Consider the following 25,756-nt stretch of genomic DNA (forward strand, 5'->3'; position numbering starts at 1 on the left):
CTATGTATATCTTCTATAGTAAACTGCACTTGACAAAAGAAAAAGCCAAAACCCCGGGAGGTTTTGGCAGTCAATTACTTACTTCGTTTCACGGTGTGTTGTCATTTTCTTTTCACGTGAGCAATATTTTTTCAATTCAAGACGCTCAGGGTTGTTGCGCTTATTTTTAACAGTGCTGTAGTTTCTTTCGCCACAGTCTGTGCAAGCTAGTGTAATGTTTACACGCATCGATATCCCTCCCAATTCTTTCAAAAAATCCATTTCATTAATAAGCGTGATCTATACGACTTAATTATTATAGCATACCTTCAGTGATTGTCTACTGAAAAATGCCGCTTCCCACTGATTTCCTTAAATAAAAAACCACAGCAGGCGCTGTGGTTTTTTCTCATTTATTCAGATCGTAATGCCGGCCGCGGACGAGGTAGAATAATTGCTCCGCGATATTGGTCGCATAATCCGCAGAGCGCTCCATGTAGCGGCAAACAAACGCCAATTGCGTCACTTGGCTAAGCTTCTCGGGCTCTTGGGCGCTGTGCTGGAACAACAGCCGGATCGCTTCGCCATATAAATCATCGACTTCGTCATCGAGGTCGGCGATTTCCTTGGCTTTTTCCACATCTTCTTCTATCAATGCATCAATGCCCTGGCGCAGCATGGAGGTTGCGAGTTCGTGCATGCGCTGGATCTTGTTGATCGGCTCAAGCAGGTCCTGCTGCCCGATGCGGATCGTTTCTTTTGCAATGTTGACGGCGTAATCCCCGACCCGCTCCATGTCCGATGCGACTTTGATCGTGACGATCAAGCGACGAAGGTCCGTCGCGACCGGCGATTGCTTGGCAATCAAGAGGATCACCTGGTCGTTCAGTTCTTCTTCGAGCCGGTTGATATTGGCGTCATTGTCGATCACCTGGAGCGCCTTGTCGATGTCATGGGCGATGAGCGCCTTCATCGATTTATCGAGTGCATCGATGGCCATCGTGCTAAGTGTAATCAATTGTTCCTGTGCTGAATGCAATTCATATTCAAACTTTTCGCGTACTGCCATTTACTGTTCCTCCCATTCTTCCATTTGTAACGGCCAGCAGAAACCATTCCTGCTGATTGAAGTTGTGCATCAGCCGAATCGACCTGAAATGTAATCCTCTGTCCGTTTATCTGCCGGGTTTGAGAAGATGGTGTCCGTGCGGTCATACTCGATGACTTCGCCGTTCAAGAAGAAGGCAGTTTTATCGGAAATCCGCGCAGCTTGCTGCATGTTGTGCGTGACAATGATGATGCTGTATTGCTCTTTCAATTCCTGCACCAATTCTTCGATCTTCAAGGTCGAAATGGGGTCAAGAGCAGAAGTTGGCTCGTCCATCAAGATAACGTCCGGTTCGATCGCCAATGTCCGCGCGATGCAGATCCGCTGTTGTTGGCCGCCCGAGATGCCATATGCGTTTTCGTTCAGGCGGTCTTTCACTTCGTCCCAGATCGCTGCACCGCGAAGGCTTTTCTCGACAATCTCGTCCAGGATCTTTTTATTTTTAATTCCATGGATGCGCGGCCCGTAAGCGATATTGTCGTAAATCGATTTCGGGAACGGATTCGGCTTTTGGAACACCATGCCGACCCGTGTGCGCAATTCTTCAACTCCGTAGCTGGAATCGAAGATATTGCGGCCGCGGTAGTGGATTTCTCCGGAGGTTTTTACCGAAGGCACCAATTCCACCATGCGGTTCAAGGTTTTCAAATAAGTCGATTTCCCGCACCCTGACGGCCCGATGATCGCCGTGACTTCATTTTCCCCGATTTCCAAATCAATGTTTTTCAAGGCGTGGTTATTGCCGTACCATAGATTCAATTGGCGCGTGCTATAGACACTTTCCTTTTCAGCTTGTTCTACTGAAGTAGCAGGCTGTGCTGTATCGATTTTCGTTTTGATCGTTGCTGTGTTCATAATGAACTCCCCTTCCGCATGACAATTTAATAGGATTTATCGAATTTGTTCCGAATGAAGACTGCTATTGAATTCATGAATAGCAACACGACCATCAAGACGATGATCCCGGCAGCTGCAACCGTTTGGAATTCAGCTTGCGGGCGGCTCGACCAATCGTAAATCTGCATCGGCAACGCCGTGAACGTATCCATGACGCCTTCCGGCAAAAACTGGATGATGACCGGGATGCCGACGACAATTAACGGTGCCGTTTCGCCGATGGCCCGCGACAAGGCAAGAATGCTGCCTGTCAGGATGCCGGGAATCGCGGCCGGCAAGATGATGCGCACGATGGTCTGCCATTTGGTTGCCCCCATCCCGTACGATGCATCACGCAATTCGCCAGGTACCGAACGGATCGCTTCCTGTGCCGCTACGATAATGACGGGCAGGATAAGCAAGCTCATCGTAAAGCCCGCCGCAAGGATGCTGTTGCCAAGCGCCAATGCGCGGACAAAGATTGTCAATCCCAGAAGTCCGAAGACAACTGACGGAACCCCCGCCAAATTGGAAATATTCATTTGGATGAATGTCGTGATGCGCCCTTTTTTGGCGTATTCTTCTAAATAAATCGCGGATCCCACACCCAGCAAAATGGATGTCGGGGCAACGACCGCCATCAACCAGATCGACCCGACAAGCGCCGCTTTGATACCCGCCTGGTCCGGGAACCGTGAAGCAAAATTGGTCAGGAAGTCGAGCGACAGATGTCCCGCTCCTTGACTGACAATGCGGTACAGCAAGATGACCAGCGCCAGCAGCGCAAGCGCCGTCGCAAACATGAAGAGCCCCTGGAAGATCCGGTTGACGACCATCCGGCCGTTCATGCGCCGGACGACTTTTTCCTGTTCAATGTATCTCATCTTAATATTCCTCCCGGAAACGTTTTGACATATAGCCTGCCAGGATGTTCATCGCCATCGTGAAGAGGAATAATGTGAACCCGACCGCATAAATGGAATAATAGATTGTCGTCCCATAGCCTGCATCGCCTTTGGAAACTTGCACGATATAGGCGGTCATTGTCTGGATGGAACCCGTGAAATCGCCATCGAATTTTGGCGTTGACCCGGCCGCAAGCGAAACGATCATCGTCTCGCCGATCGCGCGGGACAAGCCGAGCACAACCGAGGCAATAATGCCGGACAACGCGGCTGGAACGGTGATTTTCCAAGCGACTTCAAATTTTGTCGAACCCATGGCAAGCGCCCCGTCGCGAATGCTTTTCGGGACAGACGACATGGCATCTTCCGATAGCGAAGCGATCATCGGGATGATCATGATGCCGACGACGATCCCTGGTGAAATCGCATTGAAGATCTTGATTTCCGGGAAAAAGCTTTGCAATACAGGCGTCACGAAGGTCAGGGCGAAAAAGCCGTAGACGATGGTCGGGACGCCCGCCAACACTTCAAGAACCGGTTTGACAACGCGCCGTACGTTGTCGGAAGCGTATTCGCTCAAGTAAATGGCAGCCGAAATGCCGATCGGCACAGCTACGATAATGGCGATGCCGGTAATTTTCAGCGTGCCGACAATCAATGGCCAAATGCCGAACTGGGCTCCGCTATTGGCGAATGGCAGCCACGTTGTGCCGAGTATGAAATCAGACAGAGGCACTCTTGTGAAAAACGTGACAGTTTCAATGATTAATGTCAAAACGATGCCGATGGTTGTTAAAACCGAAACAGAAGCAATGAGGAATAACAAGATCGGGATGAGTTTCTCAATGATTTTTTTGCTTTTCTTATCTTTCGACTTTGCGATCAGTTCTTGAACCGATGTCCGCATAATAGAATCCCCTTTCAACCGCAAAAGGCGAGCAGCAGCTGCTCACCCTAAGACTGAACTTGCAACTTGATTTATTTCAATGCTTCCAGATCTGCCAAGCCTTGCTCGTAATCCTCTACTGCCAATGGAACGTATCCGACAGCTTCAGCCATTTGCCCGGCATTCTCTAAAGTGAACTTCATGAAATCGTAAGCCGCTTCATCTTCAGCGATTTTCGCGTTGTTGGCGTAAGTGAAGAGCGGGCGTGACAATGGCGAATACTCGCCGGATTCGATTGTTTCCGGGTTTGGCTCGACGCCATCAATGGTTACGACTTTCAACGTATCTTGGTTTGCGATGTAGTAAGCATATCCGAAGAATCCGATGGCGTTAGGATCTCCTTGGATTCCTTGAACGAGTGTGTTGTCGTCTTCAGACAATGTCGCCGATTCGACGATGTCTTCGTCTTCTAGGATGACTTCATTGAAATAATCGTATGTTCCGGAAGCTGTGCCTGGTGCATAAAATACAACTTCTTCCTCAGGCCATTCCGGGTTGATGTCTGACCACATCTTTGTGCTGCCATCTTCTACCCATAGTTTTTTCAGGTCTTCAACTGTCAAATCCTCCGCCCAGTCGTTATCCTGGTTGACGACTACTGAAAGGCCGTCGTAAGCAAGCAGGAATTCCGAGTATTCAATGCCTGCCTCTTCTAGAGCAGCAACTTCTTCTTCTTTAATCGGTCTAGAGGCATTCGAGAAAGCTGTTTCACCTTGGACGAATTTTTCGAATCCGCCGCCCGTTCCGGAAACACCGACCGTTACTTGGACTTCAGGTTGAACTGCAGCGTATTCCTCAACGATGCCTTCAAGGATTGGGGCGACTGTGGATGACCCGTCACCAGTGACCGAACCTTCTACCACTGCTTCATCAGAAGCGGAATCAGCTGTTTCGCTGCCTGTTGCTGTTTCTTCCGTGCTGCCGCATGCCCCAAGCACTAGTGCCGATCCAAGAATTGTTGATGCCATAGCGAACTTCCAGTTTCTCATTGTAATGTTTCCCCCTAATATGGTTTGTTGTTTACAAGACCAACTATACGGTTCTATTGTTGAGGACATATAAAGCCATTGTTAAGAAATTGTAAATGACGAAAGCCTTATTGAAATACACAAAAAACCGCCCGGCCAATGTCCAGTTCAGGACTTTGGTCGGGCGGTTTAGTTCATATGGATGGAGAGCTTGTTCATTCAACGCGCGTGCCGCTGATCGGCGGCTTGATTTCATTGGGCTCGTCTCCCGAGCGCTGTGATTTCAATTCGAAATACTTGTCTGCTGCAGCTCGGGCGATCTCATTATTGGTTCTCGGCACTTCACGGGGATTGGTCGTCACGTACGGTATGACGACGGCGTACGCAATCTCCGGATTTTCGTAAGGAGCGAAGCCGACGTGGGCGATGTTGACGTTCACGGTGCCGTGCAATTCATGGCCGCGTTCATAGAAATACGCTTCCGCGGTTCCGGTCTTGCCAGCCGCAGTATAGGGCGTATCGCTGAACTGGGCGCGTGCTGATCCGGAACTGCCGATATACACATTGCGCATGCCTTCTTTGACACGGTCGATTTCTTCTTGCGTATTATTGATGCGGTTCATGATTTTCGGTTCGATGACCGTCTCGATTGGCCCAAGCGTCTCGCCATCTGGAGAAGCTTTGCGGATTTCCTTGACGACATGCGGCTGCATGCGGTAGCCATCATTGGCGATGGTGGAAATATATTGCGCCAATTGCATCGTCGTATACGTATCGAATTGGCCGATGGCAAGGTCCAATAATTTTGGACCGGGATATGTCCCGCCAAGATAACCGGTGCCTTCATTCGGCAAATCGATGCCCGTTTCGACACCAAGCCCATACTGCGCGAATGAATTGCGCATCAAGGCAAAACTTTCCGGGGCAACACTCAAGCCCCGATTGTATTGATATTGCTTATTGGCGATATCCAAAGCAATTTTGAACATATACACGTTGGACGACCGTTCAATGGCCATCAAGTCGTTCATCGGGATGCGGTTGAACGGGGTCGTATTGAAAATCGAATTTTTCTGCGGCGTACCCGCGAACTTCAGCGGTTCATCAATTTGCACTTCGCCGATCTCCACCGCATCTTGTTCATATCCCGTGAGCAACGTGGCGCCTTTGATGGTAGAACCCATTTCATGGGCGGCCGTGAAGGTACCAAACGCATAATCATTGACGATGCGTTTGCCGTTTTCATCTTCGCCGACGCGTTTGCCAACCATCGACAATACATCGCCGGTGCGCGGATTCATCATGACCAAGTATGCGTCTTTGACGAGCTGTGAGTTTGGCCCCGCTTTCAATGCAAGCAATTTATCTTCCACGATTTTTTCCAGTTCGTATTGAAGTTCGCTGTCGATAGACAAAATTAAATCTTTCCCGGGCTCGCCTTCATCGACTGGCACTGTTTCGATGACGCGCCCGCGCCCGTCCGTAACGTTTTTGACGATCGATTTCTGGCCTTGCAGCGCATCTTCATATTGCTGCTCCAAAAAGCTCGTGCCGACGCGGTCATTGCGGGAATAATCACGGCTTAGATAATAATCGAGGCGGTTGGCCGGAATTCCTTGGTCAGGCGTCGTCGTGCTGCCGAGAATGGTCAAATCGGTCATTTTTACACGCTTCCAGTCGGTGACGGTATTAACGCCTTCCAGTTTCGGGTCGGTCAAGCGCTCTGAGACGACGGCGAATTCTTCAGGCGTCACGCCTTCGCCTTTGATGATCTGCGGCGACAAGGCATAGCCTGACGTCATTTCACGGTAAATCGCCAGCACTTCCAATTGTTGATCGGTCAGGCTGTCGAGTTCTTCGTCCGTGATTTTCTCGCGAATCAAGGCATCCAGCTTCTGCTGTTTTTCCTTTTGCGGCAAATCTTCCGCTTCGATTGCAGCGCGTTCTTCAGCTGATACTTTTTCGGTGGCGCTTTCCGCATTCAATTGTATGTAAAAGTCCTGCTTATCGCGCAAGGTCACTTTTTTCGTGTCTTTTTCGATCAATTTGGCGAGTTCTTTTGCCACTTCCAGCATTTCGCTGCTCTTGGTCGTCTGCATCTTCGTATAGGTAATGCTGTTGACAGGCTCGTTATCGACTTGAAGGCGCCCTGCTGAATCAAAAATCCGGCCGCGCGGGACGCTTGTGTTCACTGCCACTTCCTCGGTTCTGGCAATCGCACGGGCGTAATCTTCCCCTTTGACGATCTGCAAATACCCTAGGCGCAGGATGAGCATGGAAAACAGCAGAAATATAGCAAAAAACAGGATGTTCATCCGGAAGGTCGTATTGGACTGGAGTTTGGACTTCGCCAGCGAAACACGCCGTTTTTGAGGGGTTTTCATGAGCGCGTAGCTCCTTTCAAAAAAATATCCATGTGCTAGTATAGCACCGGACATAAAAAAACACACACTTTTTCAGACGAAAAAGTGTGTGTCGAGGTTTCAATATTTAACAATTATTTAGCAGCTTCGTAGCGCTTGGACACTTCGTCCCAGTTGACGACGTTCCAGAATGCTGCCAAATAGTCCGGGCGGCGGTTCTGGTATTTCAAGTAGTATGCATGTTCCCAAACGTCCACTCCAAGAATTGGCGTTTTGCCTTCAGATAGTGGAGAATCCTGGTTTGGCGTTGACGTGACTTCCAATTCGCCGTTTGCAACGACTAGCCAAGCCCAGCCGGACCCGAAGCGTGTTTTGCCTGCAGCTTCGAATTTTTCTTTGAACTCGTCAAAGCTTCCGAACTTGCTGTTGATCGCGTCAGCTACAGCGCCAGTCGGCTGCCCTCCGCCGTTCGGTGAAAGAAGCTGCCAGAATAGCGAGTGGTTCGCGTGGCCGCCGCCGTTGTTGCGGACAGCTGTGCGGATATCTTCCGGCACTGCGTTCAAATCAGAAATCAATTCGTCGATTGATTTTGAAGAAAGATCGTCATGACCTTCCAAGGCCGCATTTACGTTCGTTACGTACGTGTTGTGGTGTTTCGTGTGGTGAATGTTCATTGTTTCTTTGTCGATGTGCGGTTCTAGCGCATCGTACGCGTAAGGTAGTTCCGGTAGTTCGTATGCCATGATTAAATTCCTCCTTGAGTCTATTGTTCTACTTTATTAGCGTATCAAAATTTTCAGACCGACACAAATATAAAGCATATGGACCTGCTTTTTTCAGACCTTAGTCGGAGACGGCCGTCAAATCACCCAGAAGAACAAACCGACCATCACAGCCTGGATGATGCCTTTCGTAAGTGCAGAAGTGATAAAACCGACCACCGAGCCGATTCCCGAACGGATCGAATTTTTGATCGATGATTTATTGACGAGCATCTCCGCGATGATGGCGCCGAGGAATGGGCCGATGAGGATGCCGGCAAACGGGATGACGAACGGGCCGAAGATCAATCCGACCGTGCTGCCCACCAAACCCGCTTTTGAACCGCCGAATTTCTTCACGCCGACCGCATTGGCCAAAAAGTCTGCACCGAACAACAACAGGACGAATAAAATCTCGATGAGCCAGAACCACCACGGCAAATCAGCAAAGCTGAAAAACAGGCCATAAATGATGAATCCGCCGAAAATGAACAGCGACGCCGGGATGACCGGGTACACAAGTCCGATGAAACCGATGGCAAAAAATACAAGAACAAAAACCCAGCCGACAATTTCGAGCATCACGAGCCCTCCTTTTACGATATAAAAACTCCCTTTCATCGTGCCTTACATTTCAGGAAATGTAAAGGATGAAAGGGAGTATGGATCAAGTGCGGTTGCCGAGTATGGCTTCCGCGATATTGACGGAGTGGTCGCCGATCCGCTCCAAGTTGCTGACGATGTCCACAAAGACGATTCCCGCCTGGGCGGAACATGCGCCTTCGTTCAGGCGAAGGATGTGTTTCTTGCGGAATTTGCGTTCCATTTTGTCGATCAGGTCTTCCTGTTCTGCCACTTCACGCGCAAGCTCATGGCTTGTCGTATCAAGTGCATCGAGTGATTTCGACACCGTGGCAATGGTCAATGTGAACATTTCGTCCAAGTCTTCCATCGCTTCCGCAGTCAATTTTACTTTATTGGCTTCCTGGTAATCGATCAATTCGATGATGTTCTCGAAATGGTCGCCGATTCGTTCGATATCGCGGACCGTTTCCATCAGCATCGTGTGGCGCGTAGAATCCGCTGAGGAAATCGACTCGGCGGAAATAAGCACCAGGTAATCGGTGATCTTGCCGTCCAGGTTATTGATGGCATCTTCCAATTGGTAACCCATCTCGGCATTCTTTTTGCTTTTCGTTTTCAGATATTCATACGTTTCTTCCAGCCCTTGCACGGAATATTTACCCATGCGCAGGATTTCCTCTTTCGCCTGCCCAAGCGCGATCGATGGCGATTGCTCGATGAAGTTCAAGTCGAGATGCTTCGGTTTGAACTCGACAAGCACCTCGTCTCCCGGAATCACTTTTGTCACGAGATACGCCCAAGCGCCGATCAACGGGAATTGGATCAATGTGTTCGCAACGTTGAACGAACCGTGGGCAAATGCGATCTGCATTCTTGGTTCAAGGCCCAAAACGCCGGTGAGCCATTCCACATACGCCGTGAACGGCACGAGAAGGATCAAGAAGATGATGGAGCCGATGACATTGAACAAGACGTGAACAGCTGCCGCACGGCGCGCTGCAATGGATGTGCCGAGTGCAGCGAGCACCGCCGTCACGGTTGTCCCGATGTTGTCACCGAATAGAACCGGCAATGCGGCATCAAGCGTCACCAAGTTCTCTGCATAGAGCCCTTGCAGAACGGCGATCGTCCCGCTTGAACTTTGGACGATGAAAGTGAAGATCGTCCCGACTGCAACGCCGAGGATCGGGAATTCACTCAAGTTAACGGTCATGTCGATGAAGGCCGGCAATTCGCGCAACGGCTTCATCGCCCCGCTCATCGTTTCCATCCCGAAGAACAATCCACCGAACCCAAAAATGACTTGCCCGATATTTTGGATTTGGTTTTTCTTGAAGAAGAAAATCAAGAACGCACCTACTGCCATGATCGGCAATGCGTAAGCCCCGACGTCCAAGCCGATGATAAATGCCGTCACGGTCGTCCCGATATTTGCACCCATGATGACGCCGATTGCTTGTCTCAGCGTCATGAAACCGGCACTGACAAGGCCGACGACGATTACGGTCGTCCCTGAACTCGATTGGATCAGAATGGTTACTACAATACCGACCAAGACACCCATAAAGGGATTGGTCGTGAAACGGTCCAAGATGTCCCGCAGTTTATCGCCTGCAGCTTTCTGCAAAGCGTCACCCATATACTTGATTGAGAATAGGAAAATACCGAGGCCTCCAATGAAGGTAAACAGTACTTCCTGCCAATTCAATTCCACGATTCACATTCAACTCCTAAATATAACGTAATGACACCTCACCTATTATGAAGACTTCGCTAAGTAAATGTAAATACCTTTATTGAAAATTTACAAACCCGTAACATAAGCCCCCGGTATTCCCTATTTAACGTGATAATATTACAATACATAGGGAAAGGAAGATCGAAGTGAACCTCTACCAATTATTCAAAGCAAGTTTTATGGAGCCAAAAAAAAGGGCGGCGGCCCGCATCTTGCCGATCGGCCGGCTCATGAAGTTCGTCTTTTTGTTCATCGCCTTGCTGTCGCTGCTCTCGTTCGCTGAATTTCGGCTTGGCATCGGCTCAAGTTCATCGGAGTTGGAAGGCTTACTGCAATTCATAGAAGAAATCGAATGGCTGCTGTACCCATTTGCATTCATTTTTCTATTCGTCTCGACAACGCTCTACCATTTCATCAAAATCAGCGTATTCGCGGCATTCGGCTATGGTTTTCTCGCGTTGCTTAAGCGCCGCGGAGAATACCGGCATATGTGGCGCACAGCGGCGCTCGCCGTCACCGTGCCGACCATCGCCGCCTATATCGCAAGCTTTTGGGGAACCAGCCTGTGGATTTCGTTATTGACGAGTTTATGGACGCTATTCCTTCTATATAGTGCGGCGCGTTTCTATCCGAAAGCCCCGCCCGCAAAAAAACGCGGTAACATTGCACCACTGTAAAGAATCTGTGCGCGACAGCCGTCTTTCTTGTCTTTTCAAACACGACACTGCTAAAATGGCTATAGGCAAGAGAAATAGACCTGCGCGTAGATTCCGTGCAAAGGTAAGCTGAGTAACCGTCCGGATAACCGGAAACTCACAAAAAGGAGAGATTTTTAACATGAGCGAAATGACTCACCGTTCAAAAACACGCCCCGTCAAAGTCGGCGACATCACGATTGGCGGCAGCAATGAACTATTCATACAAAGCATGGCAACCACGAAAACACACGACGTAGAAGCAACGGTTGCGGAAATTCTCCGCCTCGAAGAAGCCGGATGCCAAGTCGTCCGCGTCGCTTGTCCCGATGAGCGTGCAGCTTATGCCATCGGTGAAATCAAGAAACAGATCAATATCCCGCTGGTTGTCGATATCCATTTCGATTACAAACTAGCCTTGATCGCAATCGAGCAAGGCGCTGATAAAATCCGCATCAACCCGGGCAATATCGGCCGCCGCGAAAAAGTCGAAGCGGTCGTCAATGCAGCGAAAGCGAAAGGCATCCCGATCCGCATCGGTGTCAACGCCGGATCGCTCGAGCGCAAAATTCTCGAGAAATACGGCTACCCGACAGCGGACGGCATGGTGGAATCAGCCTTGCACCATATCAAGATCTTAGAAGACCTTGATTTCCACGACATCATCGTCTCGTTAAAAGCATCCGACGTAAGCCTCGCTGTGGAAGCATACGAAAAAGCATCGAAAGCATTCGATTACCCGCTCCATCTCGGCATCACGGAATCCGGCACATTGTTCTCCGGTACTGTGAAAAGTTCTGCCGGTCTTGGCGCATTGCTCGCTAAAGGCATCGGCAACACGCTCCGCGTTTCCTTGAGTGCGGACCCTGTCGAAGAAGTCAAAGTAGCCCGTGAGCTATTGAAAGTGTTTGGCTTGTCATCGAATGCAGCGACACTCATCTCTTGCCCGACTTGCGGACGCATCGAGATCGACTTGATTTCCATCGCGAATGAAGTGGAAGAATACATCTCCCACATCAAAGCACCGCTTAAAGTTGCCGTTCTCGGCTGTGCCGTCAACGGACCGGGCGAAGCACGCGAAGCCGATATCGGCATCGCCGGCGCACGTGGCGAAGGCCTTCTGTTCATGCACGGGAAAACAGTCCGTAAAGTACCTGAAGAAACCATGGTCGAGGAATTGAAGATCGAAATCGATAAATTGGCAGAAGAATATTTCGCGAAACAAGCGGAAGAGAAAAAGCAAAAGGAACTTGAACAACAACAAGCATAAGGTTGTGATCATATGTATCGATTTGGTATTGATATCGATGGCACCGTGACTTGCCCGACCTCGCTGATTCCCCACATCAACGAAGCATTCGGCAGCGAGCTGACCATTGAAGACATCCGGGAATACGACCTGACGGCGGCATTGCCGCAGCTCGATAAAAAAGAGTTCTACTCTTGGTTCAAAAAACACGAACCGAAAATCTATGCATCCTCGCCCATCTCGAAAGATGCAAAACAGATCCTCAATAATTGGAAAGACTATTATGAGCTGTTTTACATTTCCGCACGCGGGGATAATGTCAAAAGTGTCACGTTTGATTGGTTCGAACAACACGCAATTGCCTACGACCATATTGAATTGATCGGCACGCATAAAAAGATCAGCACCGCAAAAGCGCATAATGTCGATTTGTTCTTTGAGGACAAACACGATAATGCGGTCGAGATATCCGAGGAACTGGACATTCCGGTCGTTTTGTTCGACACCCCTTACAACCGTGAGCCGGTGCCGAACAAGGTCGTCCGCGTCTACGATTGGCTCGAAGCCGATCAATGGGTGAAAAAAGAGTTCGGCATCCAACAGGAATTGCTCAAGCAGTGAACGAAGAGCGCAAGCGAGTCTTGCGCTCTTTTTTTATTTGTCCGTTGTAATTGTGAGTAGATAAAAAAGGCCTGGCAGCATTAGCTGTCAGGCCCTTTTCATTACTAGCGTTTATTTGCATTCCGGGCATTTCCCGTAGATTTCGAATTTATGGTTGTCGATTTCATAGGCCGGCAATGCCGCGCCCAACAAGTCCATTGGGCATAGCGGAATTTCCTTGATCTTGCCGCAGTCCATGCAAATGAAATGATGGTGGTGATGGTCACTTTCGCAATGCATGCGGAAATGCTTTTCGCCCGACAATTCGGTCGCCTCTAAAATGTCGAGCGACACAAACGTCGCCAAGTTGCGGTAAACGGTATCGTAGCTCATGCTCGGATAGTCTTTTTGCATGACATCCAGAATATCACGGGCAGTCAGATAGCGTTCGTCCCCTTCGAAGATTTCCAAAATCTGATTGCGTTTTGTCGTTTCCTTAAAACCGTTTTCTTTCAGGATGCCCCACGCTTTCGTTAAATTCATGCGGCTGCCCCCCTTTTCTTAGATAACGAGATTTTTCGATAAGCCAGAATGACCAGCAAAATGGCAATGGATGTGACGACGATCGTGCCGCCTGGCGCCAAATCGAAGTAAAAGGCAGCGACCAGGCCAGTCAACACCGATATTTCACCAAATAGGATCGATAGCCAAATGGTTTGTTTAAAGCTCTTCGCGACGCGCATGGCTGTCGCTACCGGAATGGTCATCAGTGATGACACAAGAAGAATGCCGACGATGCGCATCGAACCGGCAATGACCAGGGCGGTGACGATCATGAACAGAAAATGGATCCATTTCGCAGGAAGACCGGATGCCCGTGCGTATTCGTCATCGAAAGACAAGACGAATAATTCCTTGAAGAAGATGCGGATAAACGCCAGCACGATCACGGCGATCCCTGCGACGATAAACAAATCCTGGCGGCTGACGGCTGACACGGTGCCGAACAGATACCCGAACAAATCGCTCGAAAATCCTTCCGCGAGGGAAATGAAAATGGCGCCGAAGCCGATGCCGGCAGAAAGGATGATCGGGATGGCCAGCTCTTCGTAATGCTTATAGACGCTGCGCAGCCGCTCGATGAGCATCGAACCCATCACCGACGACGCGATTCCGAGGTACAACGGGTTCAATAGCGCAAGCGCCGCGACGCTTTGGCTTAAGTAAAGGCTTCCGGCAATACCGGCAAGCGTCACATGGCTTAAGGCATCTGCGATCAGCGACAGCCTTCTTACAACGATGAAGACGCCGAGCAGCGGCGCGATGACGCCGATGATCAAGCCGGATGCGAATGCGTTTTGCAAAAATTCATAGGACAGGATAGCGTCAAGCATGCGTATGGCTTCCTTCCGTATGATGAATTTTCCGGACGGAATGGCCATACCACGCTTCACGCTTCTCATCGCTCATCATATGCAATTGGTCTTTGAAGCCGTGGAAATGGATGGTCTGGTTCAAGCACGCGACGTGCGAGATGCGGTCGGTCACCGTATCGACGTCATGCGTCACGAGCACCAGCGTGATATTGCGTTCCCGGTTGAGCGCGGCGAGCATGTCGTAAAACGCCTGGACATTTTGGACATCGATGCCGACAGTCGGCTCGTCGAGTATCAGCACTTTCGGCTTGGCGACAAGTGCGCGCGCGATAAAGACGCGTTGCTGTTGGCCGCCGGAAAGTTCACTGATGCTGCGATTTTTGAACGCTTTCATGCCGACTGCATCGAGCGCTTCTTCAACTTGTTCGGATGTGTTTTTCGGCATTTTATGGAACAGGCCGGCTTTTTTCGCCAAGCCCCCTGCCACCACTTCCTGCACGGTGGCCGGAAAGGCAGAGTTGAACGAATTCGACTTCTGCGACACATAGCCGATCCATTCGCGGTGTTTGAACTGCCTCGAATCAATGCCGAACAATTCCACGCGGCCTTCGGATGGGCGGATAAGGCCGAGCATGATTTTCAATAAAGTCGATTTCCCCGACCCGTTCGGTCCGAGTATCGCCAGGAAGTCGCCTTCCTCCACTGTCATCGAAATATGGTCCAGTGCTTTTGTTTGTTCATATTCATAGCTGACTTCTTTAATGTTGATCAATGGCGCTGCCATAGGGACGCCCCTTTTCCAATAAGAATGATTACGATTTACTATAGAAAGTATAGAGCAGTTGCGTGCTCCTGTAAACCGTTTGGGCTTTGAAATAAAGCTTTTGCAAGTCGACACAGCAAATTGCAAATCGTAAAGGCACGCAATGCATTACCTTATCTGGTCTTTTTCCGGCGAGCCTGCCCTTGCTTTCGAAATTAAAAAGGCTGTTCGAAATGCCATGTTTCATGACTTTCGGAACAGCCTCTTCTAGTAATTATTGCGTTTCAATCGGCAATTTCATCTTCTCGATGTCGTCAGGCGCAAATACGCCGTTTTTGAACATCTCGATTTCATATGCATATGGCGCTTTTTTCTTTTTCGCATCCAGTCCGACATACGGCGTCTCGAGTATTTTCGGCACATGCATCAATTGTTTATGGTGGACAATCGAATTGAGGGCCTCAAAACCGATTTCGCCGAAGCCGATATTTTCGTGGCGGTCTTTCCCTGCCCCGCGCACGTTTTTGCTGTCGTTGATGTGCAGCACTTGCAGGCGGTCGATGCCGATGATGCGGTCGAATTCCGCCAGCACCCCGTCGAAATCTTCTTTGATATCATATCCCGCGTCATGGACGTGGCATGTATCGAAGCATACCGATAAGCGTTCGTTATGCGTCACGCCGTTGATGATCGCTGCCAGCTCCTCAAAATTGCGCCCAATTTCACTGCCTTTTCCAGCCATCGTCTCAAGCGCGATATTGACCGGAAAATCCTGCGTCAGCACTTCGTTCAGGCCTTCGATGATTTTCTGGGTCCCGGCTTCCACTCCCGCGCCGACATGCGCACCGGGGTGCAACACGATTTGTTCTGCCCCGAGTGCTACCGTGCGTTCGATCTCCGACTGCAGGAACTCGACGCCGAGCTCGAAAGTTGCCGGCTTGGTCGTGTTGGCGATATTGATGATATAAGGCGCGTGGACGATAATATTCGACAGGCCGTGTTCCGCCATATGCGCCCGGCCTGCTTCGATGTTCAGTTCTTCGATCGGTTTGCGGCGCGTGTTTTGCGGCGCACCCGTATAGATCATGAAAGTCGTAGAGCCGTAGGAAGCGGCTTCTTCGCTCGCGCCGAGAAGCATCTTCTTGCCGCTCATCGAGACATGCGATCCTAATAGCATTCAAAAAACCCCTTACTTTTTGCGGTTTTTGCGTCGTTCCGCTTTTTTGATTTCGTCCATTTTCCATTTCATTTTCTTCTTGTACATCGGTTTGACGCTTTTCGGTTTGTGGACCATCGATTTCGCCTTAGTATCGGCCTCGTTCTCCGTGCGCACGCGCTTTTTACGGCCGTGGCGCTCTTTCATATCGACAAATTCGCCTTTGACGATATCTTTTTGCTGGAACGGAATTCCCATCTTCTCGACACGGACGATGGCATCCTCGTCTTCCGGGCTGAATAAAGTGATGGCGACGCCTTTCAATCCCGCACGCGCTGTCCGCCCGACGCGGTGGATGAAGAACTCCAGGTCTTCCGGCAATTCATAGTTGATGACATGGCTGACGCCTTGGATATCGATTCCGCGCGCGGCAAGATCTGTCGCTACGATGTATTGATACTCCAGATCACGAACTTGCTTCATCATTTTGACGCGCTCGCGCGGCGCCAAATCTCCGTGGATCTTCCCGACGCGGATGCCGTTTTTCGACAATTCTTCCGCGATGTAATCGGCATTCGTGCGCGTATTGACAAAAATGATCGCAAGATACGGATTGATGATTTTCATCACTTCCTGCAGGCGTTCAACTTTCTTTTTGCTGCGCACCGGCACTAGGTAAAAGTCCAAACCTTCAGCTGCTGGGCGCTTGTCACCGATTTTGATGTGCGCCGGGTTGGCCATGTATTTCTTCAAGAAAGGTTTCAACTTTTCCGGGATGGTTGCGGAGAATACATACATTTCCAAGTCATCGCGCATTTTCCCTGCGACTTGGTCGATTTCTTCGATAAAGCCCATGTCGAATGCCAGATCCGCCTCATCGACGACCAAAATTTTGGCAGTATGGACGAGCAGCGCATTTTCGTTGACCAGGTCTTTCAAACGCCCTGGAGTTCCGATAACGATATGCGGCTGCGTTTTCAATTTATTGATCGAACGCTGTTTATCCGTTCCGCCGATGAACGATTTCACTTCGATCCCGGAATCGCCGATCAGTTTCTGGATTTCGTTGAAGATCTGCGTTCCGAGTTCACGTGTCGGTGCCGCGATCACTGCCTGCACTTCCTGTTTCGAAACATCTATGCGTTCCACGATGGGAATGATAAAACTATGGGTCTTGCCTGTACCTGTATGGGACTGGCCAATGGCACTGTTTCCACTCATGATTTGTGGAATCATTTCCTTTTGGATAGCTGTCGGTTCTGTGAAACCGAGTTTTTCGACCGCTTCAAGCAAAAATGGCTTGAGACGGTATTCGTTGAATTTTGTCATGGGATATAGTTCCCTCCTTAAGCTCTAGCTATTATAGCATAAAATGGCGCTCCTTAGCGATGCATCTTTTGTAAAGAAGGGACGTCTCCGTTATAATGAAGACATGATGTTGAAAGGAGTGCGGTTTGATAATGAAAGTAAAAAAGATCTCACCTAGAGGCTATTGTTATGGGGTAGTGGATGCCATGGTCATCGCGAAAAATGCAGCCATGGATGAAACTTTGCCGCGCCCGATTTATATACTGGGCATGATTGTCCACAATAAACATGTGACGGATGCATTCGAACAAGATGGCATCATCACGCTTGATGGCACCAACCGCCTGGAAATTCTGGAGAAGGTTGAAACTGGCACCGTCATTTTCACAGCGCACGGGGTATCTCCTCAAGTGCGCGAACTGGCCAGAAGAAAAGGGCTCGTATCAATCGATGCCACATGCCCGGATGTTACCGTGACGCATGATTTGATCCGTGAGAAAACAGCAGAAGGCTACCACATCATCTACATCGGAAAGAGCGGACACCCGGAACCGGAAGGCGCAATCGGCGTTGCCCCGGACCTTGTCCATTTGGTTGAAAAGCTCGAGGACGTAAATGCGCTGGAGCTGAACGAAGACAAGATCATTATCACCAACCAAACGACGATGAGCCAATGGGACGTTGTCCATTTGATGGAACGCTTGAAAGAGCGTTTCCCGCAAGCGGAAGTGCATAAGGAGATTTGCCTGGCTACTCAAGTTCGCCAGGAAGCGGTCGCGGAACAAGCCGGGGATACCGATCTGCTATTGGTCATCGGCGACCCGATGAGCAATAACTCCAACCGCCTGGCACAAGTGTCACAGGATATCGCCGGCACGCCCGCTTACCGCATCTCTGATTTGTCTGAATTGAAATTGGAATGGCTAGAAGGCATCGAAACGGTCGCTTTGACAGCCGGCGCATCCACGCCGACACCGATCGTTAAAGAAGTGATGAAGTTCTTGGACCAGTACGATCCGGAAGATCCGGAAACGCACACACTCGAGCGTTCCGTACCACTCAATAAAATCTTGCCGAAGATCAAGCATCCAAAACCATCGGACCGCATCGAACCGTATCCGGTGAACGAATAAGTCATAAAAAAGAGTGTTGAAGAAGTCTATTGATCCATTAAGAGATAGAACGGAATCGTTTTTTAAAGTTCAAAAATCAATGATCTATCCAAGTATTTGGAGAAGCGTTCGCTCGACTCCAGTGGAGCAGCGTAAGCGACGAGACGACCGAGACCCCGCAAGCAGCGAAGCGGCTGAGGAGGCTTGGGCGCGAGCCCACGGAGTCGTGCGATAAGGCTTCGGAAAATACGACTTCTTATCTTTCTTGACATACTGATAAAAAAGAGGCCCTGAACGGGGCCTCTTTTTTTATGTTTTCACTTTAAACGAAACGGTTCTGTATTCACTTCAGACGGCAGGAATTCGCATTGCCAGTTGGCGCCTTTTTCCGTCATGTGATCGACGACACCCTGGATCATCACTTTCTCGACATGATGCCCGGGATCGATCACCGGCAAGCCGATTGCCTGTGCATCCTGTGCGACATGAAAATACAAGTCCCCCGTCACATAGACATCCGCTCCCGCGCGTTTTGCCTGCTGGATGTATTTGTTGCCGTCGCCGCCAAGCACCGCCACTTTTTTGACGGTTTCATCGCCAGTGCCGACGACACGGGCAAACGGCACACCCAAACTCTTTTTCACATGCTCCGCAAACGCATCCAGGCTCATCTCTTCTTTCAAGCGCCCGATGCGGCCGAGCCCCATTGGCAATTCCTTATTTTCCAGTGTGAACACGTCATATGCCGGCTCCTCATAAGGGTGTGCTGCAATCATCGCGCGGATGACGCGGTCTTTTTCGGCTTTCCTGACAACGACTTCGATTTTCGATTCCGCTGTCTCTTCCATTTTGCCTGCTTCCCCGATATACGGATCGGCTGAAGCATTCGGACGGAAGCGCCCTGTTCCAGACAAGGTGTAGCTGCAGTAATCATAATCACCGATCGCTCCGGCACCCGCGTCGCCAAACGCTTTTCGCACTTGGTCTTCATGGCTTTCAGGCACGAATACCGCAATTTTCACGAGCTCCGCTTCATAGGTTTTCACCAAGACATCCGTCTCGCTTAATCCGAGCGCATCCGCCAATAGGTCATTGACGCCGCCCCATGCAACATCGAGGTTGGTGTGGGCTGCATATACCGCTATATCGTTTTTGATCAATTTTTCCATCAATTGGCCTTGAGGAAAATCCGTCTGGAGATTTTTCAAGGGCCGGAAAATCGGTGGGTGATGGGCAATGATCAGTCCGGCGCCTTTTTCGATTGCTTCGTCTGCGACCGCATCATCGACATCCAATGTCACCAGCACGCGTTCAATTTTTTTATTCAATGTGCCAACATGCAGCCCGATCGGATCTCCTTCCATCGCCAAGTATTTCGGCGACCATTTCTCGAACTCTTCTATAATCTGCTGGCCGTTAGGAATCTTCATTTCCGAACACCTCTTCCATCAATGCGAGTTTTTCGAGCAGCTGCCCTTTTTTCGTACGAATGTCTTCGGTTTGTTGGGTATTTTCCAAGCGTTCTGCGATCGCTTTCCATTGCGCGGCCTCACGCTGCCATTTTTCCTTAAAAATATCGGTTTGCTGTTTTAATAGTTCCGGGCCGAATAATAATTGCTTCTCATCCAGCTGCACTTCTTCAACGCCCGGCTCCAACACGAGGATCTCATAGATTTTGTCTTTCTCCTTCAAGATATCTTCTGCGACAATGTGCCAGCCGTTTTGGACTCCCCACTGCCGAATCGCTTTGGCATGGACGTTCGGCTGGAGGATCATGCGCTCCACACCCGATAGCCTCTCTTTTCCTTCTTCCAGGATCGACGCGATCAGCGAACCGCCCATCCCGGCGATAGTCACCGCGGTGATTCCGTCTGATGGTTCGATCGCTTCAAGGCCCGGGGCCAGCCGAACGGTGATTTTGCCTTCGAGCCCTTCTTCTTGCACTTGCTTTCTTGCCGATTCATAAGGGCCTTTGACGATTTCACCGGCTACTGCGCGGCTGGCGGTGCCATTATGGAGAAGATAGCATGGCAAATAGGCGTGATCTGAGCCGATGTCTGCCACGACTGCCCCTGCCTGCACATATTCCGCCACTTTCATTAATCGAACTGATAATTGCTGCGCGTTCATAAAGTTCCTCCTAATTGACAAAAAACCCTTAGCTCCGGAAGAACTAAGGGTTTTTGATGCTATTCGAGTGAAAGTACCCACTCAGCCATTGCTGATACGTTTTCTTCAGGGACCGTACCCGGTGGCATTGTGCCTTTACCGTTGATAAGAATCTCTTCGATTTCTTCTTGTGAAAGTTCTGTGGCTACCAATGATGGGCCAACTCCGCCTTCATAGCTTGAACCGTGGCAAGAAACACAGCTTGACTGTGCATGGGATTCAGGGTCGAAGTCGCCGCTAGCCGCTTCTTCTCCGCCTTCGCCTTCAGCCGCTTCTCCGCCGCCTTCTTCTTCAGCTGCATGTTCTTCAGCGATTTCAGCTTCGTTGCCGACTCCTTCCAATGACAGGAAGAAAATTAGGCCAATACCGAAAGCCATGATTAAGATATAAGGTACAATTGCATTCTTTTGCATCCGTTACCCCTCCTTCTACTGTGTTCTGCTTGATGATAGTATAAGTATCATTCATTATTGTACTGTATTATCCAGTAAACGAAAAGCCATAACGGATAATAATTGCCGTATTGTGACAAAATCGGTAAATTCGAAGGATTCAGTTGACGGCAATGGACAGGCAGTTAAAGCAGCACAGTTTTGCAAATTAAATCAACAGCCGACCAGACGCGAAATGACCATGCGCTGGACTTCGGAAGTCCCTTCGCCGATCTCGAGGAGCTTGGCATCGCGCATATAGCGTTCGACTTCGTATTCCTTCATATAGCCGTAGCCGCCGTGGATCTGGATGGCTTCATCCGCCACTTCCATCGCCATCTCCGACGCATACAACTTGGCCATGGACGCTTCTTTCGTGAATGGGCGCCCTTGGTCTTTCAGCCATGCCGCCTTGTAGACCATATTGCGCGCGAGTTCAATCTTCATCGCCATATCCGCTAGCTTGAATTGCGTCACTTGGAATTCCGACAACGGTTTGCCGAACTGCTTGCGTTCTTTCGCATAAGCGAGCGCTTTATTGAACGCGCCTTGCGCAATCCCGACAGCCATCGCCGCAATGCCGATGCGCCCGCCATCAAGCGTCACGAGGAATTGCTTGAAGCCTTCGCCGCGTTTGCCAAGCAGGTTTTCTTTTGGCACCCGGACGTTCTCGAGCACCAATTCGGTAGTGTTCGAAGCGTTCAAGCCCATTTTCTCGTAATTGTCGATGATGGTGAAGCCCTCGGCATCCGTCGGCACGATGATGGCGCTGATTTCTTTTTTGCCGTCATTCATGCCGGTGATGGCGGTAATCGCTAAATGCTTCGCATGGCTTGCGTTCGTGATATATACTTTTGATCCATTGATCACCCAGTCGTCCCCGTCTTCCACTGCGCGCGTCTCCGTTCCCCCGGCATCCGAACCGGCATTCGGCTCAGTCAGTCCGAACGCGCCGAACGATTCCCCGGAACAGATCGGCGTTAAATACTTCTGTTTCTGCTCTTCTGTCCCGAAAAGGCTGAGCGGAGCGCCGCCGAGCGAAATATGGGCAGAATACGTAATGCCTGTCGATGCGCAAACGCGGCTCAATTCTTCTGTCACAATCGCAAAACTTGTCGTATCCGCTCCCGCTCCGCCATAAGCTTCATCAAACGGCAAGCCCATCATCCCCATGTCGGACAGCTGCTTGAAGGCCTCTTTCGGAAATTCTTTCGTGCGGTCGCGGTCGACGGCACCCGGTGCCACCACTTTATCGGCGAACTCCCTCATCGTTTTCTTGATCATTTGCTGTTCTTGTGTCAAATCGAAATTCATGTCTTACATCCCCTTTGCTATGAATACGCTTACAATATTCATTATATAGCTAAAATTCCGACACAAGCAAGGCATAACGGAAAGTTATTCCAATATGTCTTGGGGTGGCCGGAAAGAACGCTTTTCTCAAATGGCTGCCCGACGCCGCGACTTCGTTAAACATAAAAAAATCCTTCTCGGCTTTTAGCCCAGAAGGATTTTTTCAATTTACTCCAAGAAATCTTTCAAGCGTTTGCTGCGCGATGGATGGCGCAGTTTGCGGAGTGCTTTCGCTTCGATTTGGCGGATGCGCTCGCGCGTCACGCCGAAGACTTTGCCGACTTCTTCGAGTGTCCGCGTGCGGCCATCATCAAGGCCGAAACGCAGGCGCAAAACATTTTCTTCTCTGTCAGTCAATGTGTCGAGCACATCTTCCAACTGCTCTTTCAGCAATTCGTAAGCAGCGTGGTCAGACGGCGACTGTGCATCGGAATCTTCGATAAAATCTCCCAAATGCGAATCGTCTTCTTCACCGATCGGCGTTTCAAGCGACACTGGTTCTTGGGCGATCTTGAGGATCTCACGCACTTTCTCAGGCAAGAGATCCATCTCTTCACCGATTTCTTCTGGAGAAGGCTCGCGCCCAAGGTCTTGCAAGAGCTGGCGCTGTACGCGGATCAGCTTGTTGATCGTTTCGACCATATGCACCGGGATGCGGATAGTGCGTGCCTGGTCGGCGATGGCGCGCGTAATGGCTTGGCGGATCCACCACGTGGCATAGGTGCTGAATTTAAAGCCTTTCGAGTAGTCGAATTTCTCGACTGCTTTGATAAGCCCCATATTCCCTTCCTGGATCAAGTCCAAGAACAGCATGCCACGGCCCACATAGCGTTTCGCGATTGAGACGACGAGTCGCAAGTTGGCTTCCGCGAGGCGTTTTTTCGCTTCCTCATCGCCTTGTTCGATAAGTTTCGCAAGGCGCACTTCTTCTTCGGCCTTCAATAGGTCGACACGACCGATTTCTTTCAAGTACATGCGGACCGGATCGTTGATCTTGACGCCTGGCGGTACGCTCAAGTCGTTCAAGTCGAACTTCTCTTCCGTCGGTTTCATGAGGCGGTCCAAATGCTCTTCATCGTCGCTCTTACGTTCGAGTTCGATGCCGTGCCCTTCCAATTGATCAATGAATTCTTCTACTTGGTCCGATTCCATCTCAAAAATAGCCAATTTATCGGCAATCTGTTCGTAGTTCAATTCTCCGGTTTTTTTCCCTTGTTCGATCAATTGCTTTTTCGCGTCTTCTACACTTGCTTCCGGGCCTTCAGCAGGCAACGGGATGCTGTTTGTTACGACTTCTGTTTGGCGTTCAGATTTCTCAGCCATACAACTTCCTCCTTTAGAAAAAACCGGAATAATCTACAATGATTTCCGTAAAGCAATCACTTCTTGTGCTAGAAGCAAAGCGCGCTTCAAATCATGCTGTTTTTCCGCTTCTTTTGATTGCTGGATTTTTAAATTGATTTGCTGTTCGATGCGGTGCTTGTTCAAATGCTTCAGGCAATCTTCGATCTCTTCTTCCGGGTGTTCGGGATCTCTTTCGGCCAAGGCCGTCTCCATCACTAACTTCCGGAGTTCCTGATCCGTCAGGGTTTCCAGGAACTTATGGAAATCCGCTTTTTCCCATTCCTCGTAAAAACCAAGCAGCTGGACATAAAGCGCCTGGTATTCTTCACTGATGAACGGAATGGTCTCCACTTCACGGGCAAGCTTGTCCATCACGGCCGGGTCTGCGAGCGCATGTGCGAACAGCAAGCGTTCTGCGCGGTGCAGCGACGTGATTTTCTTCTGTTCCCGTTTAGGGGCTGCCTGGACCGATTCAGCGGCTTTTGGCCGGCTGCGTTCAATGCTCCGTGTTTCCAAACGCCTGTACTGCTGCAATATGGCTTCTTCTGAAAGCTTTGTTTCGGCCGACAGCTGCTTAATATACAAATCTCTTTCAACAGGCGAGGATTTACCGGCCAGCAGCTGGAGCACCTCTTGGATATATTGAAGGAGATCGTTTTCGTATTGAAAATTCTTATGGCGGCGCGCATGCATCATCGCGAATGCGATAAAGGTTTGCGGCTTTTCGATAACGTTGTCCCGAAAAGCATCGGCGCCGTTTTGGCGGACATAATCATCGGGGTCCATGCCATTCGGCAATACTGCAATCCCGACTTTGAAATTCGCTTCTTCGAGCGGCACCGCCGCCCGCTTTGCCGCTTCCCATCCGGCATCATCACCATCAAAGCACACAACCACTTCCTGCGCGAAACGCTTCATTTGGCGGATATGCTGCGATGTCAGCGATGTTCCCATGGTTGCGAGCGCGTTGTCGATGCCGGCCTTTCCGGCAGCAATGACATCCATGAATCCTTCAAACAGGACAATTTTCCGGTTTTTCCGGATGGCGCCGCGTGCCAGATGGACATTATAGAGAACTTGGCTTTTTTGGAAAATCGGTGATTCAGGGCTGTTCATGTATTTCGCTTCCTGCTTCGACTGCTCCAGGACCCTTCCCGAAAACGCAATGGCTTTGCCGTTTTCGTTCATGATCGGAAACATGATCCTGCCACGGAAACGATCAAACCAGCCATCCGATTTCTCACGTTTGATGGCCAGCCCGCTCGCTTCCAATTGTTCATCGTCATACCCTTTTCTGCGAAGGGCGACTTCCATATAGTTCCATTCAGGAAGCGCCCAGCCGATCCGGTATTTTTCGATGATTTCCTGGGTGAATCCCCGATTCTCCAAATAATCAAGAGCTGCTTGCCCTTCTTCGGTGTTCAGCAAAATATGATGGTACATATCGGCAGCAAATTCATGCATCAAAATGAGCGGGTCGTCATTCCTTGCCTGAGTTGCCCCCTTGCCTTCGCCTGGCTGGACATCGACTTCAATTCCTGAACGCTCGCCAAGTTTGGCCAGCGCTTCCTGGAAGCTGATATTTTCGATATCCATCAAAAATGTAATGGCGTTGCCGCCCGCCCCGCAGCCGAAGCAATGGAAAATCTGCTTGTCGGCTGTCACTGAAAAGGACGGTGTGCTTTCCCCGTGGAAGGGACAGAGGCCAAACCAATTGCGGCCTCTCTTCGTCAATTGGACGTATTCGCCCACGACGTCCACAATATCCGCTTTGGAACGGATTTCTTCGATCACTTCTTCAGGAATTCGATTGGACATCATATCACCATCTTTATTTGCTTACTTTACTTTATTCGTTGAAATCCGTTAAAATCCTTCAAATTTCGACAAAAAGATGGGAAAGCTCATCATGTTGTTAGTAAGCTTTAGCCACAATTCTTCATTATAAAACGTTTTTTTGTAAAAATCCAT

General features: G+C 49.9%; 25 protein-coding genes. 4 read left to right on the forward strand and 21 right to left on the reverse strand.

Annotated features, from left to right (window positions below):
- Positions 1–78: 78 nt before the first annotated feature.
- The 10 genes from rpmG to AB9R92_RS04825 all read right to left on the reverse strand — a co-directional run bounded on the left by rpmG (position 79) and on the right by AB9R92_RS04825 (position 10,205).
- Positions 79–228, reverse strand: coding sequence for a 50S ribosomal protein L33 (gene rpmG, locus AB9R92_RS04780; RefSeq protein ID WP_082799233.1), 150 nt, complete (start codon positions 226–228; stop codon positions 79–81).
- A gap of 160 nt (positions 229–388) precedes the next feature.
- Positions 389–1,048 (reverse strand): phosphate signaling complex protein PhoU, encoded by a 660-nt coding sequence (phoU, locus tag AB9R92_RS04785; protein ID WP_370668362.1) that lies wholly within the window; start codon positions 1,046–1,048, stop codon positions 389–391.
- A 69-nt stretch (positions 1,049–1,117) separates the two neighbouring features.
- Positions 1,118–1,942: a phosphate ABC transporter ATP-binding protein PstB gene (pstB, locus tag AB9R92_RS04790; protein ID WP_370668363.1), complete on the reverse strand. Its 825-nt coding sequence runs from the start codon at positions 1,940–1,942 to the stop codon at positions 1,118–1,120.
- A gap of 26 nt (positions 1,943–1,968) precedes the next feature.
- Entirely contained in the window at positions 1,969–2,847 is an 879-nt protein-coding gene (pstA, locus tag AB9R92_RS04795; protein ID WP_370668364.1) for a phosphate ABC transporter permease PstA, read from the reverse strand.
- Position 2,848: 1 nt separating this feature from the next.
- Complete coding sequence (gene pstC, locus AB9R92_RS04800; RefSeq protein ID WP_058380904.1) at positions 2,849–3,775, reverse strand: phosphate ABC transporter permease subunit PstC; 927 nt, start codon at positions 3,773–3,775, stop codon at positions 2,849–2,851.
- A 71-nt stretch (positions 3,776–3,846) separates the two neighbouring features.
- Positions 3,847–4,803 (reverse strand): PstS family phosphate ABC transporter substrate-binding protein, encoded by a 957-nt coding sequence (locus AB9R92_RS04805; RefSeq protein ID WP_370668365.1) that lies wholly within the window; start codon positions 4,801–4,803, stop codon positions 3,847–3,849.
- A gap of 194 nt (positions 4,804–4,997) precedes the next feature.
- Positions 4,998–7,166: a peptidoglycan D,D-transpeptidase FtsI family protein gene (locus tag AB9R92_RS04810; protein ID WP_370668366.1), complete on the reverse strand. Its 2,169-nt coding sequence runs from the start codon at positions 7,164–7,166 to the stop codon at positions 4,998–5,000.
- A gap of 113 nt (positions 7,167–7,279) precedes the next feature.
- The gene (locus tag AB9R92_RS04815) at positions 7,280–7,888 is read right to left on the reverse strand and encodes a superoxide dismutase (RefSeq protein WP_370668367.1); all 609 of its coding nucleotides are present in this window, start codon (positions 7,886–7,888) and stop codon (positions 7,280–7,282) included.
- Positions 7,889–8,005: 117 nt separating this feature from the next.
- Positions 8,006–8,488, reverse strand: coding sequence for a DUF456 domain-containing protein (locus tag AB9R92_RS04820; RefSeq protein ID WP_370668368.1), 483 nt, complete (start codon positions 8,486–8,488; stop codon positions 8,006–8,008).
- Between the two features lie 85 nt (positions 8,489–8,573).
- The gene (locus AB9R92_RS04825; RefSeq protein ID WP_370668369.1) at positions 8,574–10,205 is read right to left on the reverse strand and encodes a Na/Pi cotransporter family protein; all 1,632 of its coding nucleotides are present in this window, start codon (positions 10,203–10,205) and stop codon (positions 8,574–8,576) included.
- A 170-nt stretch (positions 10,206–10,375) separates the two neighbouring features.
- Here AB9R92_RS04825 and AB9R92_RS04830 point away from each other — a divergent pair, with 170 nt between their 5' ends.
- The 3 genes from AB9R92_RS04830 (at position 10,376) to AB9R92_RS04840 (ending at position 12,794) form a co-directional block, all read left to right on the forward strand.
- Positions 10,376–10,906, forward strand: coding sequence for a DUF1189 family protein (locus AB9R92_RS04830; RefSeq protein WP_370668370.1), 531 nt, complete (start codon positions 10,376–10,378; stop codon positions 10,904–10,906).
- Positions 10,907–11,075: 169 nt separating this feature from the next.
- Positions 11,076–12,194, forward strand: a complete 1,119-nt coding sequence (ispG, locus tag AB9R92_RS04835; RefSeq protein WP_171900920.1) for a flavodoxin-dependent (E)-4-hydroxy-3-methylbut-2-enyl-diphosphate synthase — start codon at positions 11,076–11,078, stop codon at positions 12,192–12,194.
- Positions 12,195–12,206: 12 nt separating this feature from the next.
- Positions 12,207–12,794 carry a hypothetical protein gene (locus AB9R92_RS04840; RefSeq protein WP_370668371.1) on the forward strand — a complete coding sequence of 196 codons (588 nt, stop codon included), beginning with the start codon at positions 12,207–12,209 and terminating at the stop codon, positions 12,792–12,794.
- Between the two features lie 111 nt (positions 12,795–12,905).
- Here the strand turns inward: AB9R92_RS04840 and AB9R92_RS04845 are convergent, their stop codons facing one another.
- The 5 genes from AB9R92_RS04845 to AB9R92_RS04865 form a co-directional block, all read right to left on the reverse strand.
- The gene (locus AB9R92_RS04845; protein WP_058380913.1) at positions 12,906–13,316 is read right to left on the reverse strand and encodes a Fur family transcriptional regulator; all 411 of its coding nucleotides are present in this window, start codon (positions 13,314–13,316) and stop codon (positions 12,906–12,908) included.
- Complete coding sequence (locus AB9R92_RS04850) at positions 13,313–14,167, reverse strand: metal ABC transporter permease (protein WP_370668372.1); 855 nt, start codon at positions 14,165–14,167, stop codon at positions 13,313–13,315. Before AB9R92_RS04850 ends, AB9R92_RS04845 begins: the two co-directional genes overlap by 4 nt.
- Positions 14,160–14,933: a metal ABC transporter ATP-binding protein gene (locus AB9R92_RS04855; protein WP_370668373.1), complete on the reverse strand. Its 774-nt coding sequence runs from the start codon at positions 14,931–14,933 to the stop codon at positions 14,160–14,162. The genes AB9R92_RS04850 and AB9R92_RS04855 overlap by 8 nt, the downstream gene beginning before the upstream one ends.
- Before the next feature lie 253 nt (positions 14,934–15,186).
- A complete protein-coding gene (locus AB9R92_RS04860) occupies positions 15,187–16,089 on the reverse strand; it encodes a deoxyribonuclease IV (RefSeq protein ID WP_370668374.1) in 903 nt (300 codons plus the stop codon).
- A gap of 12 nt (positions 16,090–16,101) precedes the next feature.
- A complete protein-coding gene (locus AB9R92_RS04865; protein WP_370668375.1) occupies positions 16,102–17,397 on the reverse strand; it encodes a DEAD/DEAH box helicase in 1,296 nt (431 codons plus the stop codon).
- A 131-nt stretch (positions 17,398–17,528) separates the two neighbouring features.
- Here AB9R92_RS04865 and AB9R92_RS04870 point away from each other — a divergent pair, with 131 nt between their 5' ends.
- Positions 17,529–18,509 carry a 4-hydroxy-3-methylbut-2-enyl diphosphate reductase gene (locus AB9R92_RS04870; RefSeq protein ID WP_058380918.1) on the forward strand — a complete coding sequence of 327 codons (981 nt, stop codon included), beginning with the start codon at positions 17,529–17,531 and terminating at the stop codon, positions 18,507–18,509.
- A 296-nt stretch (positions 18,510–18,805) separates the two neighbouring features.
- Here AB9R92_RS04870 and AB9R92_RS04875 read toward each other — a convergent pair whose 3' ends face one another.
- The 6 genes from AB9R92_RS04875 to dnaG form a co-directional block, all read right to left on the reverse strand.
- A complete protein-coding gene (locus AB9R92_RS04875; protein ID WP_370668376.1) occupies positions 18,806–19,918 on the reverse strand; it encodes a Nif3-like dinuclear metal center hexameric protein in 1,113 nt (370 codons plus the stop codon).
- A complete protein-coding gene (locus tag AB9R92_RS04880) occupies positions 19,905–20,618 on the reverse strand; it encodes a tRNA (adenine(22)-N(1))-methyltransferase (protein WP_370668377.1) in 714 nt (237 codons plus the stop codon). The genes AB9R92_RS04875 and AB9R92_RS04880 overlap by 14 nt, the downstream gene beginning before the upstream one ends.
- Before the next feature lie 59 nt (positions 20,619–20,677).
- Positions 20,678–21,070 carry a cytochrome c550 gene (gene cccA, locus AB9R92_RS04885; protein WP_370668378.1) on the reverse strand — a complete coding sequence of 131 codons (393 nt, stop codon included), beginning with the start codon at positions 21,068–21,070 and terminating at the stop codon, positions 20,678–20,680.
- A 192-nt stretch (positions 21,071–21,262) separates the two neighbouring features.
- The gene (locus AB9R92_RS04890) at positions 21,263–22,402 is read right to left on the reverse strand and encodes an acyl-CoA dehydrogenase (RefSeq protein ID WP_121300011.1); all 1,140 of its coding nucleotides are present in this window, start codon (positions 22,400–22,402) and stop codon (positions 21,263–21,265) included.
- Between the two features lie 207 nt (positions 22,403–22,609).
- Entirely contained in the window at positions 22,610–23,764 is a 1,155-nt protein-coding gene (gene rpoD / locus AB9R92_RS04895) for an RNA polymerase sigma factor RpoD (protein ID WP_058380923.1), read from the reverse strand.
- Positions 23,765–23,797: 33 nt separating this feature from the next.
- A complete protein-coding gene (gene dnaG / locus AB9R92_RS04900) occupies positions 23,798–25,603 on the reverse strand; it encodes a DNA primase (RefSeq protein ID WP_370668379.1) in 1,806 nt (601 codons plus the stop codon).
- Positions 25,604–25,756: the final 153 nt, after the last annotated feature.

The sequence above is a fragment of the Planococcus sp. SSTMD024 genome (genome assembly GCF_041320495.1).
GTDB lineage: Bacteria > Bacillota > Bacilli > Bacillales_A > Planococcaceae > Planococcus.